At 52.1% G+C, this 16364-nt stretch carries 13 protein-coding genes; 8 read left to right on the top strand and 5 right to left on the bottom strand.

Annotated features, from left to right (window positions below):
* Position 1: 1 nt before the first annotated feature.
* Both DX130_RS14810 and DX130_RS14805 read left to right on the top strand, forming a co-directional pair.
* A complete protein-coding gene (locus DX130_RS14810; RefSeq protein ID WP_116047214.1) occupies positions 2 to 841 on the top strand; it encodes a sugar ABC transporter permease in 840 nt (279 codons plus the stop codon).
* Positions 842 to 845: 4 nt separating this feature from the next.
* Entirely contained in the window at positions 846 to 2501 is a 1656-nt protein-coding gene (locus DX130_RS14805; RefSeq protein ID WP_116046642.1) for an alpha-amylase family glycosyl hydrolase, read from the top strand.
* A gap of 132 nt (positions 2502 to 2633) precedes the next feature.
* Here the strand turns inward: DX130_RS14805 and DX130_RS14800 are convergent, their stop codons facing one another.
* The 4 genes from DX130_RS14800 to trxB all read right to left on the bottom strand — a co-directional run bounded on the left by DX130_RS14800 (position 2634) and on the right by trxB (position 8302).
* Entirely contained in the window at positions 2634 to 3905 is a 1272-nt protein-coding gene (locus tag DX130_RS14800; protein ID WP_116046640.1) for an MFS transporter, read from the bottom strand.
* A gap of 238 nt (positions 3906 to 4143) precedes the next feature.
* Positions 4144 to 5079, bottom strand: a complete 936-nt coding sequence (locus DX130_RS14795) for a LacI family DNA-binding transcriptional regulator (protein ID WP_165861292.1) — start codon at positions 5077 to 5079, stop codon at positions 4144 to 4146.
* Positions 5080 to 5173: 94 nt separating this feature from the next.
* Positions 5174 to 7126 carry a glycoside hydrolase family 13 protein gene (locus DX130_RS14790; RefSeq protein WP_116046637.1) on the bottom strand — a complete coding sequence of 651 codons (1953 nt, stop codon included), beginning with the start codon at positions 7124 to 7126 and terminating at the stop codon, positions 5174 to 5176.
* Between the two features lie 234 nt (positions 7127 to 7360).
* Positions 7361 to 8302: a thioredoxin-disulfide reductase gene (gene trxB / locus DX130_RS14785; RefSeq protein ID WP_116046635.1), complete on the bottom strand. Its 942-nt coding sequence runs from the start codon at positions 8300 to 8302 to the stop codon at positions 7361 to 7363.
* A gap of 241 nt (positions 8303 to 8543) precedes the next feature.
* On the opposite strand from trxB, the gene galU reads away from it, so the two are divergent.
* From galU to DX130_RS14770, 3 genes are all read left to right on the top strand, one after another.
* Positions 8544 to 9428: a UTP--glucose-1-phosphate uridylyltransferase GalU gene (galU, locus tag DX130_RS14780; RefSeq protein ID WP_116046634.1), complete on the top strand. Its 885-nt coding sequence runs from the start codon at positions 8544 to 8546 to the stop codon at positions 9426 to 9428.
* Between the two features lie 151 nt (positions 9429 to 9579).
* Positions 9580 to 10830: an FxLYD domain-containing protein gene (locus DX130_RS14775; RefSeq protein ID WP_116046632.1), complete on the top strand. Its 1251-nt coding sequence runs from the start codon at positions 9580 to 9582 to the stop codon at positions 10828 to 10830.
* Between the two features lie 13 nt (positions 10831 to 10843).
* Positions 10844 to 11956 (top strand): S1C family serine protease, encoded by a 1113-nt coding sequence (locus DX130_RS14770; RefSeq protein ID WP_116046631.1) that lies wholly within the window; start codon positions 10844 to 10846, stop codon positions 11954 to 11956.
* Between the two features lie 44 nt (positions 11957 to 12000).
* Here DX130_RS14770 and DX130_RS26485 read toward each other — a convergent pair whose 3' ends face one another.
* A complete protein-coding gene (locus tag DX130_RS26485) occupies positions 12001 to 13017 on the bottom strand; it encodes a hypothetical protein (RefSeq protein ID WP_165861261.1) in 1017 nt (338 codons plus the stop codon).
* 206 nt (positions 13018 to 13223) lie between these two features.
* On the opposite strand from DX130_RS26485, the gene DX130_RS14760 reads away from it, so the two are divergent.
* The 3 genes from DX130_RS14760 to DX130_RS14750 all read left to right on the top strand — a co-directional run bounded on the left by DX130_RS14760 (position 13224) and on the right by DX130_RS14750 (position 16360).
* Entirely contained in the window at positions 13224 to 14549 is a 1326-nt protein-coding gene (locus tag DX130_RS14760; RefSeq protein WP_116046629.1) for an extracellular solute-binding protein, read from the top strand.
* A gap of 67 nt (positions 14550 to 14616) precedes the next feature.
* A complete protein-coding gene (locus DX130_RS14755; RefSeq protein WP_240644517.1) occupies positions 14617 to 15510 on the top strand; it encodes a carbohydrate ABC transporter permease in 894 nt (297 codons plus the stop codon).
* A gap of 19 nt (positions 15511 to 15529) precedes the next feature.
* A complete protein-coding gene (locus tag DX130_RS14750) occupies positions 15530 to 16360 on the top strand; it encodes a carbohydrate ABC transporter permease (RefSeq protein WP_116046628.1) in 831 nt (276 codons plus the stop codon).
* Positions 16361 to 16364: the final 4 nt, after the last annotated feature.

Genomic DNA, 16364 nt, shown 5'->3' with positions numbered 1-16364 from the left:
AATGGGACGGAAATCAGGTACCGCGTTGCGTCTGACCTTCAGCTACATCATACTCATCCTGATTGCGGTCTGCGCTTTATATCCGGCTGTATGGGTTCTCCTCTCCTCGCTTCGTCCGGGAACGAGCTTGTTCAGTGAAACGCTTATACCTGAGAAATTTACGTTTGTTCATTATAAAGAGTTGTTTACGAATCAAAGCTTTAAATACGGCGTTTGGTACTTGAATACGCTGAAAATTGCTACGCTGACCATGGTCTTTTCCACGATTCTGGTTACATTGTCCATGTACGCGTTGTCCAGATTCCGCTTCCGCGGGAGAAAGTCTTCGCTTACGCTTATGCTCATTCTGGGTATGTTCCCGGGCTTCATGAGCATGATCGCGATTTTTATCGTATTGCTTCAATTGAATTTGCTCGACACGCATGCGGCGCTTATTCTGGTGTACTCGGCAGGATCTGTGCTTGGCGGCTTTGTGGTGAAAGGTTTCTACGATACGATTCCGCGCAGTCTTGACGAAGCGGCCCGAATTGACGGCGCCACACATCTGCAGGTGTTTCTGAAAATCATGCTACCGCTGTCAAAGCCGATGCTGACGTATGTCGCGCTGACGACATTTACAGGGGCTTGGGTCGACTTTATCTTTGCTCGTCTCGTATTGCGGAGCAAGGAGAATTGGACGCTGGCAGTCGGCATGTGGGATCTCGTCAACTCTTATCAAAACAGCAACTTTACGTTGTTCGCAGCCGGCGCGGTGTTGATCGCAATTCCGATTACGCTGTTGTTCGTCTTCCTGCAGCGCTTCCTGGTGCAAGGTCTGACATCCGGCGCTTCGAAGGGATAACGGAATGAAGCGCCATGGGAGAAGGTTGCTGACCGCTTGTCTTCACGCAGGTCTAGTATTTGTTCTGTTGACAGGCTGTGCAAGCGGTGAGAACGTAGGGCCAAGCGGTTCTAATGATGGTTTAATTGAAGGAAGCAGTAATCCGTCATCGGTTGTGCAGACAGGTTATGATGTCGATGAACAGCCGTCGCGGATTTATTATGAAATCTTCGTCCGATCATTCTACGATAGTGACGGGGACGGAATAGGGGATTTGAACGGGGTAACGGCGAAGCTTGATTATTTGCAGGAGCTTGGTGTCGGGGGAATTTGGCTCATGCCGATCAACGAGTCGCCGAGCTATCATGGATACGATGTAACGGATTATTATGCGATAAACCCCGAATACGGCACGTTGGATGATTTGAGACGGCTGTTGGACGAAGCGCATAAGCGGGATATCAAGGTTATTATGGATCTTGTCGTCAATCACTCCAGCAGCGAGCATCCTTGGTTCAAGGAGGCGCTTGCGGATGGGAGCAGTCCTTACCGCAACTGGTATTCCTTCGCTGAAGCAGGAGATAAGCTGCAGACGGACGGAGCGGTAGACGGCAATCCATGGCATAGCTATGGCAGCCAGCGCTATTTGGGCATCTTTTGGGGCGGCATGCCGGATCTGAATTTTGACGAGCCGAAGGTTCGCGAGGAAATGATCAAGATCGGCCAATATTGGCTGGAGCAAGGCCTCGACGGCTTCCGGCTTGATGCGGCCAAGCATATTTACGGCGACTTCAAGTCAACGGTCAACTCACCCGAAGTTCAGGCAGCCAACAAGAAGTGGTGGCAGGAGTTTCGGGCGGGCATGAACGAAGTGAATCCGGATGCCTATTTAATAGGTGAAGTGTGGGATTCGCTCGCCATCATCGCACCGTATTTCGATCAGGCGCTGGATTCTGCGTTCCACTTCGATCTGGCCGATAAGCTGATCGGCGCGACGCGCAGCGAAAGCGATCCCGATCTTGCCTTTTCGCTGGAGCGGGCGTACAAAGTGTACGAGAAGTCATCGGGCGGCACGTTCGTAGATGCCCCATTCTTAAGCAATCATGACCAGAATCGGGTGATGAGCGAGCTGCGCGGTAATGCAGACCATGCGAAGATGGCGGCGGCGCTGCTGCTGACCTTGCCGGGTACTCCCTATGTGTACTATGGAGAAGAGATAGGCATGCAGGGGATGAAGCCGGATGAATATATCCGCGAGCCAATGCTGTGGCACCGCGATCCGGCAGGGGGAGTAGGGCAGACGTCCTGGATCGCATCGAAGCATCATAAGGAAGCGGGAGATGTATCTGTCGAGGCGCAGCTTGGCCAAAGCGGTTCGCTTCTGGAGCATTACCGGACATTGATTGGCTGGCGCAATGATGAAGCGGCTCTTCGCAATGGCACGATCGGGGAGTATAAGCTGGAGCCGGTGAACGGTAAGCTAAGCGCATTTGTTCGCGTTACGAAGACGGAGCGTGTACTCGTCATTCACAATCTGTCGAGTGAAGCGCAGACGGCGGAGCTGGCAGCGACTGCTGCGTATGGCGAGTTTACTCAGCTTACACGGAGTACGGCAGCAGATGCCAAGCTCAGCGGGACAACTTTGACGATACCGCCTTATAGCACTGTTGTGTTGAAGTAACGTTGAATGAAGAAGGGCATTCCCGATGATGTGGGAATGCCCTTCTGTCATGAAGCAGCTTACAGATAACTGCGATTATTCATTTTGAATGGGCCATCATACTGGTTATTATCGGTTCGTTTAGTTCGCTAGCTAACTGTACTCTCGCATCGATCGCAATCCCATATAAGCTGCGATGCCTGCGACTAACATGGCTGCACCACTATACATCATAATAATGGCCGGCCCGAAGCTATCGGACAAAGCGGAGAAGACGGCAAGCCCAACAGGCGGTGCGATGCTCGTCAGTGTGCCAAGCAGGCCGAATACGCGGCCTTGCAGGGAGGGATCGATGGCGACTCTTAGCAAAATAAATAGGATGGTCGTACTGAATGAGAACAGCACGCCAACGAGCCCGATAAGAGGGAGCGCCGCGGCTGCGGTAGGAAGCCATGATATCGCAACAAATAATGGCCCCATTAGTGTAATACTAATCAACGCGAGCTTACCGCGATGACGTATCCGCTTGTCAAACTTCATAATGATGATTGAACCAAGCACATAACCAAGAGGGATGCAGGCTTCGAGCAGGCCGAAGACGAATGGCGAGGCTTGCCATACTTGCACCGCCATAACTTGAATTAGCATAAACGTCGACAGAAAGAAAAACATGACGAGCGGTAGCAGCGCCACAACTCCCCGAATAAACCGGTTATGCCATACCACGCGGAAGCCTTCGATAAAATCGGTGCGAAACGACGTTTTTTCCCTGTCCTGCCGCTCAGGAGCTGCATATGGGAAGCGGCCTGCGAACAAGAGCAGCATGCCGGACAAGAGGAAGGTGGAGGCGTCGATGGCTACGGCAAAAACGCCCCCGAACATAGCAACCGCCGTACCTCCCGCGGCGAAGCCTGCAATGCGAATCAAGTTATCGGATACGCTAATGGCGGCTACCGCTTGTGCAACGCCCCTCTTTCCGACAACTTCAATTAAAGAAGCTTGGAACGCTGGGCCGCGGAATGCTCCGGCCAAGGCGACGATGGCGGTCAGCAGCAGGATGAGAAAAAACGGGATATCAGGGAGCGCCATGCACAAGGCAATTCCTCCGACGATGATGAAGCGGAACAAGTCAGTCGCAACCATCAGACGGCGGCGATTCACGCGGTCTGCCACCGTACCGGCGATGGAGCCGAAGAGCATGCTGACGACCAGATGGGTAATGAGAACAAGCGACATCAGCTTGGCGCTGCCAGTCGTCTGGAGCACCCACAGGTTCAGCGCAATGCTGTGAAAGGTATTGCCTAGCAGAGATAAGCTGTAGCTGGCGAAGACAGTCCGGAATGTCCGGTTGCGCCAGATGCTCACTTCCTCGGGCGCCGATTGAATGGGATGATGGTCAAGCACGATTCTTACTAATTCCGACATGAAAGCCCCTCCTAATGGTTTATTTAACTATGAGAGAAATGAAGGTCAAATCCAAGCTTAAACGTTTAAGTTATTATGAAATGATGCAGAGCTTGGCGTGCTCTGCATGAGGTTTGGGTATGATTTCTGATGTGAACAGGGAGTAGTGAACAGGCGATGCATAAGCTAATAGCTGATTCGTGAGTCGAAGGAGCGAGTTAAGGTCTATAGCCGGTTCAAATGCTATAGAATAGTGCTTTCAGGTAAGCGGCCGTATAAGGATGCTCTTGTGGGGCGGGCCGGAATAGCTGTCGTTCCGCAGGGACTGCATAAGCTCCAGCGCCGCAAGATGTTTCCGATCCTCGAACAATAGGGAGGAAGAGCTTGGAAGCGAGCGGAGCAATTCCGGCGTTCCCGCCGTACAGATGACGGTGTAGCGGGAAGGGGCCATCCACCGGGAAGCGAGCAGACCGACGTATTCGTTCAGGATGAGACCATCTCCCGTTTGCCTAGCGAGAAAGGGTTGAAGCTGCTCCTCCGTCTCCAGCACAAGCACTTGGGATGTAGGCAGGGAGAGCAACGCCGTCAGTTGGGCAGCAGCGTCTATGGAGCCGCGGTCAGCGACAAGGAAACGGCAATGCTGATTGTTCCGTTCAATTGCGGTTAATGCTGCTCGTTCATAATCATACTGAACACGATAAAATAGCGGATCTTCAATATGACTGTCTATGGCGACAAGCGGTACTCCGGTAGGGAAATGGCGGGATATTTGATGAAAGGTATCCTGCACCGCCCCGAGTACAAAGACGGCATCCAGCTTTCGTTCCGCGATAATAGCCATATTAGGGGCTTTGGCATCCAGACTGGATAAGACGACGTGATAGCCGAGCGAGGTCAGCTCCCTTTCCATCGCATCGATGAACGGAGAATAGGCGGCGCGCTCCCACCATTGCTCATCATGACGGCGGATGACGAGAATGCCCGCAAGTCCGGATTGCCGCTTAATGAGTGAGCGAGCCGCCAGATTAGGTACATAGTTCAGCTCGCTTGCAGCATCCAGCACGCGCTGCCTTGTTTCTTCAGGTATCGTCTGACCAGATACGTTGTTCAAAACATAGCTGACCGTAGCAACCGATACCTGGGCTGCTTTGGCGATATCCTTCATCGTTGCTTTTTTAGCGCCGGATTGGTTCATGAGCATAACTCCATTCATTGACTTAATCGTTTAAGTTGATTATGGCATAGGGCCGTCTTGTCTGTCTATGACAAGACGGCCCTTTAAAAACTGCTTATTTTTGCGTTAGAACGATATAGCCGTAGCCGCCAAGCTGCAATTGGAGCTGTCCGTCTCTGTTTGTCTCAAGCTCGGTGCCCTTTGCAACGGCTTCTACATTAGAGTGAAGCACGGTCCACTTCGAGGAGCCTAAGCTTGCGGGCAGGTTCGTTGCTTGAGCGGAAGCTCCAGCAACTGCCGTTGCTGCTGCAAGAGCCTCGTCTTCAGCAATGACGGTAGCAGCAACGGATGCTGTATCAGCAGCCGCTTCAGCAGCGGGGGCAAAGCCGCGGAATGGAATCGTATGCGCTGCTCCTGCCGACTCTACTGCCGAAGGGATCGTAAGATCGAGCGTTGCTTCTGCCTCGCGCGCATTAAGGGCAATCAGGATACGCTCTCCGTCCGAGCGACGCTCGTAAGCGAGCAGCCCGTCCTCTTGACCTGCATATGCGAAAGCCAGATGGGTCGAGCGAAGCGCCTCGGAATTGTGGCGCAAGCCGATCGTATCCTGATAGAAGCGGAGCAGCTCCTGATCCTGATCCTCCTCATCCCATACCATGCATTTGCGGCAGTCGGGGTCGCCTCCGCCGTTCATGCCGACTTCGTCACCGTAGTAGAGGCAAGGCGTGCCGGGGTATGTGAACTGGAACAGAGCCGCCAGCTTCAGCTTGCCGATATTGTCCCCGCAGATCGTCAGCAGTCTCGGCGTATCGTGGCTGTCCAGCAAATTGAAAGTCGCTTCCGTTACTTGCTGCGGATAGGCGGCAAGCTGCGTTCCAATCGTATGGGCGAATGTTGAAGCGTCAATCGTGCCGTAAGCGAAAAAGTCCAGCACGGCATTTGTGAACGGATAGTTCATGACGGCATCAAATTGGTCGCCTTGCAGCCAAGTCATGGAGTCATGCCAGATCTCGCCGAGAATGTACGCCTCCGGATTAACCGACTTGACGACTTGGCGGAACTCGCGCCAAAATTGATGGTCGACTTCATTGGCTACATCCAAACGCCAGCCGTCGATGCCGATTTCTTCGATCCAATAACGGGCTACCTCGAAGAGGTACGCTTTCACTTCCGAATTCTCCGTATTGAGCTTTGGCATAAGCGGCTCGAATGCGAAAGTATCGTAGCTTGGCACGCCGTCTACAACTTGAAGCGGCCACTCTCTGACGTGAAACCAGTCCGCATACTTGGATTGCTTGCCGTTCTTCTGCGCGTCCACGAATGGAGCGAAGGTTCGCCCGGAGTGATTGAACACCGCATCGAGAAGCACACGAATGCCGCGCTTATGACAGGCGTCCACCAGTTCCTTCAATTTCTCATTGCTGCCGAATTGAGGATCGACCTTCAAATAATCTTGCGTGTCATATTTATGGTTCGTCGTTGCTTCGAACAACGGCGTAAAGTAGATGGCATTAATGCCAAGGCTGCTTAGATGATCCAGATGGTCGATAACCCCTTGCAGATCTCCGCCGAAGAAATTGCTTGGCGTCGGCTTGCCGCCCCAAGGCTCTACGGTTTCCGGATTAAGCGAAGGGTCGCCGCTGGCGAAGCGCTCCGGGAAGATTTGATAGAAGACAGCGTCCTTCACCCATGCCGGCGGTTCGAAAACATCTACTGGATTGATGAAAGGGTAGTCGAAAAACGTATTGGGATTGTCCGGAAGCTCGCGAACAAATTCCTTTTCGGTCATAATGATCGTTTCCTCGCTGCTATGAAAACGGAAGGCGTAGCGCAGTCGGCGGAATGGCGGCTTAACGGAAGTTTCCCAATAATCGAATTTCTCATCAGAGCTAAGCAGGCGCATATCCACAGAAATGACCGTTTGATTCCAGGCGTACTTGTCACCTACAATGGCTTCAACGCGATTAACATCATTACGTTTGGAACGGACACGTAGGTGGATGGTTTGCCCGTCGTAGGCATAGGCCCAATTTTGCTTGGGGCGATGATACATAGCTTCTAATAACATGATAGTTCCCCTTCCGAAAGTTAGTGGAAAAACGAAAAAAGGCACAACCTCCGCTTACTCAGCCGAGGTTGTACCTTTTCCTGAAAATGTTCAGCGCCGCTCTCGAGAAGCGTATATCGAACAATAGGTATGCGGTAGCAGTGCCTTTATATTTTGAACTCTCAACGTGTTTAATTATACATGAATTGCACATTTAACGCCAGTAGCTTGGGCGAAAAAAATCAGGATTTTTGATCAAGAATGAACCGCTTCATGCGCTGCCGCTTCCAAATACCGCTCGCAGTCGAGTGCCGCCATGCAACCGCTGCCTGCTGCTGTAATGGCTTGGCGATAAATATTGTCCTGTACGTCGCCGCAAGCGAACACGCCGGGAATATTTGTCTCCGAGGTGCCAGGCTTAACAATAATATAACCTTGCTCATCCGTCGTAACCTGGCCGCCGAGGAATCCGGTATTCGGCGTATGACCGATCGCTACAAATACGCCATCCGCCTGGAGCAGCTCTTCTTCGCCGGTTTCGTTATTGCGGACACGGAGTCCCTGAAGTCCGTTCTCGCCGCCGACCACTTCCAGCGGTGTACGATTCAGGCTCCAGGAAATTTTGTCATTCCCGCGGGCGCGGTCCTGCATGATCTTGGACGCGCGCAATTCCTCGCGGCGATTAACAAGCTGTACATCCGTTGCGAAGCGGGTCAGGAAGCCGGCTTCCTCCATGGCGGAGTCGCCGCCGCCAATGACGATGAGCTTTTTGCCGCGGAAGAAAAATCCATCACAGGTTGCGCATGTGCTGACGCCGCGCCCCAGATTTTCCTGCTCGCCAGGGATGCCCAAGTATTTGGCCGATGCTCCAGTTGAAATGATGATGGATTCCGCTTGCAGTTGACCAAGCCCTTCAACCTCCAGCGTATAGGGGCGCTTGCTGAAGTCGACGCTTTTCACAGAGCCTGTTTTGAACGTTGCGCCGAAGCGTTGCGCTTGCTTGCGCATATTGGACATAAGCTCGCTACCCAATATGCCGTCCGGGAATCCAGGGAAGTTCTCCACTTCCGTTGTCGTGGTCAATTGTCCGCCAGGCTGCCAGCCTTCAATAACAAGCGGCTCCATATTCGCACGGGCCAGGTAGATAGCTGCTGTCAATCCGGCAGGGCCGGTTCCGATGATTATAGTTTTGTTCATGGGATAATCCTCCAATGTGGGAATGGAATAATGAGTTGAACATTTGTATAATCTAAACCTATTATAAACTGTAACGAATGTCAATACAGTTCATCCAACCTTCATGATCAAGCTGGGGATAAGCGGAAATAGGGGGGACTTTCTAATAAGATAGGCGCCTTCCAATGGCCCTGGCTTAGCAGAAATGATATGATAGTTGAAAGCAGCAACTCTTAAGTGAAGAGAGGAGCATGTCGTAGCCATGACGAACAAAATCAGAAAAGCGGTCATTCCAGCGGGCGGTCTCGGCACAAGGTTTCTCCCTGCGACGAAGGCGCAGCCGAAGGAAATGCTGCCTCTCATCGATAAGCCGGCCATTCAGTATATTGTAGAGGAAGCCGTCGAGTCCGGCATCGAGAGTATTGTCATCATTAGCGGCCGGCATAAGCGTGCCATTGAGGATCATTTTGACAAGTCAGTGGAGCTAGAATCGGAGCTTGAAGCGAGGCATAATGAAGAAATGCTTTCCGTTGTGAAAGCGATCTCCCAATTAGCTGATATTTATTACGTTCGTCAGAAGGAACCGCTTGGGCTTGGGCATGCGGTGCTGTGCGCAAGGCGCTTCATCGGAGACGAGCCGTTCGCCGTGCTGCTGGGCGACGATATTCTGACTTCGGAGAAGCCCTGTCTGAAAGAAATGATGGATGAGTATGAGCAGTCGCAGTCTTCAATTGTTGCCGTTATGGAAGTGCCGTGGGATCAGACTCACAAATACGGCATTGTTGATATCGAGCAAGGAAGCCATTCCTTCGCTCCCGTTAGAGATATTGTGGAGAAGCCGGGCCCGGGTCTGGCGCCGTCCAATTATGCGGTTGTTGGCCGTTATGTGCTTCATCCCGCGATCTTTGGCTTGCTGGAGGGGGCACAGCCTGGCAAGGCGGGCGAAATTCAGCTGACCGACAGTCTGCAGGAGTTGAACCGTACCAATGGCCTCCAAGCTTTCCGCTTTGGCGGGCGTCGTCATGACGTGGGCGATAAGCTCGGGTTCGTGCAGGCGACGATCGATTTTGCTCTGGAGCGGGAAGACTTGGCTGCGGATGTGCGAAAATATATGCTTGAGCGACTGGGACAAATGAGCAAAGGTTAAGGATAACAGGCGTCGTCTTCCGATCTCCTAATCGAGGACGGCGCTTATTTTATCTTCCACTATTTTAAAATGGAGATTATTTACTATTTGTTATAAAATAGAGTCTGTATTCATAGAGAGAAGAGAAGATAGGACTGGGAGTTGAACGCAGGTGTATTGCCATCATTGCGTAAGAAGCTATACGGAGGATGCCAAATATTGCAGTCAATGCGGTAGAAGGCTCTATTCTCATAGAATTATAGAGGCAGTCCACTGGGAAGAAGCGCTCTCCGAAGGAGCAGCGTCGCTTGAGCTAGCGGGAGAAGCTGCTGTCATAAGCGGACAGTCTGTACCGACTGAAGGCGAGAGCAAGCGCGGCTTGACTTGGCCGCTTCCGATTGGGCTTGTCTTGCTTGCCTTTCTCGTCACCACCTCTGTCTTTCTCTATTATCATTACGAGAAGAATGTGAACGAGACCGTGCTCCGGCTTCAGTCGGAAGCGAGGACGGCCGCTCTGAGCGGCGAATACATAGTAGCGCTTGAGAAGCTGGAGGATGCCTTGGAGGCCCGTCCCAAATTCAATGCGCTTGCTGCTGATGTAGAGATTATTGGACATGTGCTGGAGCTTGAGCGTATGATCGCCCAAATCGGGACGAGGCTCTCCGTAGGAATGACGGATGAGGCAGAGGCTGGCCTGAATCGGCTGAAGACCGAGTTTGGGGGCCATAAGGAGCCGATCTACGATAAGCTTAGAGAAAAGCTGGACGAGCTTAATATGAAGCTGACGCTTCTGAAGCTTACGAAAGAGTACGAGGCATTAACGACGGTCAAAGAGCTTGGCGAGATGCTCAACGTCGTGAATGGATTGATTGGAGAGGAAGCGGCAGAGCTTCGCCAGCAAATCGTCGGCTCTATACGAGACATTACGGCAAGAGAAATCGAGCAGCTGCTGGTTAGGAAAAATTACACCGGCGCCATTTCTGCCGTCAATCGTTCTCTGGCATGGGCGAGAGAGGATAAGGAGCTGCTTGGTCTGCTCAAGAAGATCAAGGATGAGCAGGCCAGATATGAGCGACTGGAGCAGCAGCGGATTGAGCAAGCCATGCAGCGAGCGGCTGAGGAAGACTTGATCAATCGAACGGCTGCCGTCGAAGTGATCAGTCTGGAGAAGACGCTGGATGAATTCGGCGATCTGACAATTGAAGGAACGCTCAAAAATATTGCTACAAGAGCGATCTATTCCGTAGCGGTAGAGGTCATCGTCCAGTCGAAGGATGGAGATGTGCTCAGCAGAGGAAAAGCGACTGTAACGCCGGAATATATCGAATCCGGGGAGCTTATGACATTCACGACAACGGTCTACGGCATTTATTCAGAAGATACGAATATTGTGGTGGACAAAGCAGAGTGGTATCTGGATTAGGAGGGGTGGCAGAATGAACAAAAAATTATGGATCGGCATTCTGGGCTCCCTTCTTATCTTAGGAGCGGGCACTGCTGCCGGCTTCGCTGTCCGGACGGAGATGCCCAAGCAACTGGAAGGCTCTCCTTTGCTTGCTGTGGGTGAAGTGAAGAAGCTGCTGAAGGATGTCATCTTCGAGACTCAAAAGCTCGTTGTCATGATAGAGACGGATACCGGATCGCAAGGCTCTGGATTTCTCTACAACCATGAGGGGGATTTGATTACGAATGCCCATGTCGTATCGGGCGTGAGACACGTGAGGGTGAAAACGTCGGATGCCCGCGAACTGGATGGCGAGGTTATCGGCATCAGCACAGATACGGATATAGCTGTGGTGCGTGTGCAGGAATTGGCCGGAGTGGAGCCGCTTTCGCTTGTGAAATATGAGCGTGGGGAAGTAGGAGACGACGTGCTGGCTGTCGGCAGTCCGCTTGGATTTCAGAATACAGTAACAACCGGTATCATTAGCGGTGTCGGCCGCAGCTTCCATATTGAGCCGTATACGTATAGTGATCTTTATCAGATTTCGGCGCCTATCGCACCGGGCAATAGCGGCGGTCCGCTTGTTGATATGAAGACCGGCGCTGTGCTAGGCATTAATTCGGCTGGTTTGGAGGAAGGGACGATCGGCTTCAGCATACCGATATCCGCCGTGCTGGCAATGGCGGAGGGCTGGTCGCGGGAGCCGATGGAGATGCTGCCGAATCTATCGCTTGCAGAGGATAGAGAGGAGCATCAGAAGGAGGCAACGCTGGAGCAGCTTGCGGACTATTTGGTCCGGCATTTCTACGACAGCTTGAACAGCCGCGACTATGTGTACGCCTATTCCCTGTTGGGCGGCACTTGGAAGGAAGGCACGAGCTATATCAAGTTCCGCGAAGGATATCTTACGACGCGCAATGTCGTCATTGACAACCTGCATGTCTCGAACAGTGGCGATGAGGCGACGGTTACAGCGGTGTTGTCCGTAGATGAGCGTAAAAATAGCGAAAACGTGCTTAGCAAATACCAGGTAACGTACAAGGTCGGCTATGAAAATGATCAGCTTAAGCTGCAGTCCGGCAAAGGGAAAGCGATACGCAAATAAGGTAAACGCCGAGAGCGCAGGCTCTCGGCGTTTTTTTGTTCTGATTATCGGTATATGATATCTATCGCAACTGTGTCGGATGGCTGGATGGGCAGATTAAGCGTAGTGGACGGTATAATACGACCGTTCAATCGCAGCTGATAACCGATATTGCCGGAAATCGGATATCCGCTAATGGCAGTGATAGTGCTGTCGGCAGCGAACGTAATGACGCCGGATTGGGCCAATGCGCCGCCTATGGTCAGGCCTGGACGGAAGCCGATGGTATAGCTGTTCGAGATCGCGGGATAAATATTCCCACCGTTCACAACAACCGATATGAAGCCCTGCTGTACGGGTCCAGGCGGACCGGGAACAGGAATAGGTACTGGAATCGGGAGCGGCAGGGCGAACGGTCCTCCCCACGGTCCTGGGCCCCAAGGACCCGGACCCGGCCAAGGTCCGTGATGGTGTGGATGATGGGGCGGGCCAGGGTGATGCTGTCCATGGTGTCCTGATCCATGCTGCCCTGATCCATGGTGTCCAGAACCCTGATGTCCAGAGCTATGCTGCCCTGATCCATGCTGCCCAGAACCTTGATGTCCAGAGCCATGCTGTCCGGGAGGATGCGCAGGCGGCCGGGAGTCCGGCAGCTCTAATGGCCTCGGTCCGTGGTGTCCGCCAGAGCCCGGCCCGTGAGGACCGCCCGGTCCTCCAGGCCCCCAAGGTCCATGACCGTGAGGTCCGCCTGGTCCAGGCCCCCAAGGTCCATGACCGTGAGGTCCGCCTGGTCCAGGCCCCCAAGGTCCATGGCCGTGAGGTCCGCCCGGTCCAGGTCCCCAAGGTCCATGACCATGAGGTCCGCCTGGTCCAGGCCCCCAAGTCCCCGGTCCCCAAGGCCCTGGTCCCCATGGTCCTAGTCCAGGTCCCCAAGGTCCCGGGTAGTAAGGTCCCGGCAGAACGCCGGGTATAGGCAGCAGTGCACGTTCTCCGCCGCAGCCGCAGCCGTTCTTCACGGTGTAAGTCTGTGCCTGTTGCGGAGGTACAGGCAATTCATTGGTCGTGTCGTAAGTATCCGTCATGCGATCCTTCCATCTCCTTCAACATTGGGCGTTTATACTCCTGCATCTTATGCGGCATCCCTAATCCGGTGTGCTTAACTGATCATGTCCGGAGAACAATATAGAAAAATTCAACACAAGAAGTTGATTTTTTGTATTTCGAAGCAGGGGGCTAAAAGGGTAGAGTAATACTTGTAAGCGATATCAACTCGAGGGGGATTTTAAAAATGAAAAAAAGACGCGCGATCAGCTTGGTGCTCGCAACAGCACTGACCTTTACGCTTGCCGCATGCGGAGGCGCCAAAGAGCCAGGCTCGACCAATAAACCGGCTGACGGAAAGTCGGAGGGCAAAAAAATAACACTGACTCTCCAAACTCTGCAAACGGACAAGTCGACTCCTCAGTATCAAGTGGAAGAAATAATCGTAAACAACTACATGAAAGAAAACCCGAACGTCAAAATCGAATGGGATCGTCTAGATACGGAGCAGCAAAAGGTTAAGCTGAAAACGCAAGCAGCTTCCAGCGAAGTAGCTGACATTACGATGGTTAACCCGGGCGCGCAGCTGCAACCGTTCGCGAATGGCAAAGTGCTTGCTCCGCTGAACGATCTGCTAGACGACGCCGAGCTGAAAGGCACGTTCCTGGAAGGCGTACTGGAATACTACTCCTTCGACGGCAACGTATTCGCACTTCCTTACAACATGAACCTCGCAGGCATTTTCTATAATAAAGAGCTGTTCGAGAAAGCTGGAGTACCGGTGCCAACGACATTCGAAGATCTCGTCGCTTCGGTTCCGAAGTTCAAAGAAGCCGGCATTCCAGCAATGATGCTGGGCGGCAAAGACAAATGGCCGCTATCCTTCATGTTCACGAACGTATTGCAGCGTGTGAACGGCGGACCGAAATTCCTGGATGAAGTTGTAGCTGGCAACAAGCAATTCACGGATCCGGTATTCGTGGAAGCTCTGCAAAAAACAAAAGAGCTAATCGATGCAGGCGCTTACCAAGAGGGCGCAGCCACGTACGACAACAATACGGCTTCCCAGCAGTTCCGCGACGGTAAAGCAGCTATGTACTTCATGGGTACATGGGAAATTTCCTCCATTGACGCATCCGAGACGGTAAGCGGCAAAGTTGGCTTCCTGCCATTCCCGACAGTAGGCGGCAAAGGCGATTCGAAGGATTATGTTATTGCACCGGGTACAGCTTATGCACTGGGCGCAAACAGCGATCATTTGGATGAAAGCAAGAAATTCCTGAAATACTTGCTGATTAACTACCCGAAAGTGGCATTTGACAATAAAGCGGCTGTAGGTCTGGCTCAAAAAGTGGACGGCGACTTCAAGGCTGCTGGCTACTCCGATCTGGCAGTTGACGCTATGCAACGCTTTAATGAAGTTCAAGGCGGCGACATGAACTTTGACAATGTGATCGAGCCGGCTACGACTCAAACTCATCTGACAGGTCTGCAAAGCTTGCTGATCAAAGATGTGAACGTTGAGGAGTTGGCAGCTGAGCATCAGAAAACATGGGAATTGAACAAAAAATAAAGAGGCGTGACACAAAGGGAGCCGTGAGGTTCCCTTTGTGGCTCCAAGCGTATGGGAGGGTAAGCTAGTGAACGGAGTATTGAAAGTAGGCAAATGGACTTTAGCGGTGTTCGTCCTTCCCTGTCTGTTGTTTTATCTGGCGTTCGTATTTGCGCCAATTATGGTATCTGTCTATTACTCCTTAGTGGAATGGGCAGGAATGGGCGATCAAGTATTCGTCGGACTGAACAACTACAAAGTATTGTTCACGCAGGACCCGATCTTCTGGCCGTCCGTGTTGCGGACGCTTTATATCTCGCTCGCATCGTTGCTGCAGGTACCGATTGCTATCGTAGTCGCTATTCTGGTCAGCCGCTATGTCAGACGTCCGAATTTCCTCATTTCGAGCTATTTTCTTCCGGTCATATTGTCCGTTGTCGTCATCGGTCAATTGTGGAAGTCGATCTATAACCCTGCATCGCTTGGGGGTATGCTGAACCAGATGCTCATTAAGTTCGGATTGGAGTCATGGACAAAAACATGGCTTGGAGACACCGACTGGGCGATTTTTGCGCTCTGCTTCGTTATTTTCTGGCAGTACATCGGCTATCATGTGTTGATCCAATTTACCGGCGTGCAAAATATTTCGAGCGATATCTACGAGGCTGCCAGCATTGACGGGGCGGAAGGCTTCAAGGCCGACCGTTACATTACGCTGCCGCTGCTCTCGCCCGTTATTAAAATTTCAGTTGTTCTGGCCGCTATCGGCTCGCTCAAAGCCTTTGACCTGATCGTGGTCATGACGGGCGGAGGACCAGCCAATACGACAGAGGTTATCTCGACGCATATGTACTACATGACGTTCAATTCCTTCAAATACGGATATGGAAGCGCAATTTCTACTTTCCTGGTCGCCTTCTGTCTTGTGATGACGGTATTGTTGAATCTGGCGTTCAAGCGCGCGGAAGAAGCCGCTTCTTAGAGAAAGGAGAATGACGAGGATGGATTTCCGAATTGCAAGGCGCGCGGGCGCATGGATTTTTATGAGCATATTGGTCGTTACCCAGCTGTATCCGCTGGTTTGGCTTTTGCTGTATTCGTTTAAGACGAGCAGCGAGATTGTCTCGGGGCAATTCTTTGCCTTGCCGAAGAGGTTTATGTGGGAGAACTATGTAGATGCATTTACTTCGGGCAATTATTTGAAGTATATTGGCAATAGTATATGGGTGACGGGCATTACACTCGTGCTTACGCTTGTGCTTAGCGGAATGGTATCTTATGCCATTACCCGATTCAAATGGCGTTACGGCAACATCGTGATGCTGGTATTCTTGGTCGGCATCATGATTCCGATCCAGTCGACCTTGCTGCCTTTGATGGTCATTTTCAAAAATATGAGTATCCTGAACACGCATGCTGCTATTATCATTCCATATGTCGCCTTTTCCATACCGCTTGCGGTATTTATTCTATCGGGCTTCCTGAGAGGAATTCCGCATGAAATCGAAGAATCCGCCATGATCGACGGAGCTTCTATCTATCGGATCTTTTTCAGCATTGTGCTTCCGATTACGGTTCCGCCGATCATGACCGTTACTATACTGACTTTTATCTCCATCTGGAATGAATACATTATTGCGGCTACCTTCCTGTCGGCAGATTCGCTCAAGACACTGCCATTCGGCGTGAACAGCTTTGTGGGGCAGTACACGGCGAATTATGGCTCCATCGGGGCATACCTGGTGCTTGGAGCGCTGCCTGTCATCACGTTCTACTTCATCCTTTCGGACAAAATCACGAAAGGCATGGTGGCAGGAGCCGTCAAAGGGTAAGCGG

It is taken from the genome of Paenibacillus paeoniae, assembly GCF_003388735.1.
In the GTDB taxonomy this organism is placed as follows: domain Bacteria; phylum Bacillota; class Bacilli; order Paenibacillales; family Paenibacillaceae; genus Pristimantibacillus; species Pristimantibacillus paeoniae.
Note: the sequence above shows the minus strand (reverse complement) of the source record. Positions and strands in the feature narration are given on the sequence as shown.

Bases quoted from the DNA above. Each gene is read 5' to 3' on its own strand.
- DX130_RS14810 (WP_116047214.1), top strand. From the start codon at position 2: ATGGGACGGAAATCAGGTACCGCGTTGCGTCTGACCTTCAGCTACATC.
- DX130_RS14805 (WP_116046642.1), top strand. From the start codon at position 846: ATGAAGCGCCATGGGAGAAGGTTGCTGACCGCTTGTCTTCACGCAGGT.
- DX130_RS14800 (WP_116046640.1), bottom strand. From the start codon at position 3,905: ATGTCGGAATTAGTAAGAATCGTGCTTGACCATCATCCCATTCAATCG.
- DX130_RS14795 (WP_165861292.1), bottom strand. From the start codon at position 5,079: ATGAACCAATCCGGCGCTAAAAAAGCAACGATGAAGGATATCGCCAAA.
- DX130_RS14790 (WP_116046637.1), bottom strand. From the start codon at position 7,126: ATGTTATTAGAAGCTATGTATCATCGCCCCAAGCAAAATTGGGCCTAT.
- trxB (WP_116046635.1), bottom strand. From the start codon at position 8,302: ATGAACAAAACTATAATCATCGGAACCGGCCCTGCCGGATTGACAGCA.
- galU (WP_116046634.1), top strand. From the start codon at position 8,544: ATGACGAACAAAATCAGAAAAGCGGTCATTCCAGCGGGCGGTCTCGGC.
- DX130_RS14770 (WP_116046631.1), top strand. From the start codon at position 10,844: ATGAACAAAAAATTATGGATCGGCATTCTGGGCTCCCTTCTTATCTTA.
- DX130_RS26485 (WP_165861261.1), bottom strand. From the start codon at position 13,017: ATGACGGATACTTACGACACGACCAATGAATTGCCTGTACCTCCGCAA.
- DX130_RS14760 (WP_116046629.1), top strand. From the start codon at position 13,224: ATGAAAAAAAGACGCGCGATCAGCTTGGTGCTCGCAACAGCACTGACC.
- DX130_RS14750 (WP_116046628.1), top strand. From the start codon at position 15,530: ATGGATTTCCGAATTGCAAGGCGCGCGGGCGCATGGATTTTTATGAGC.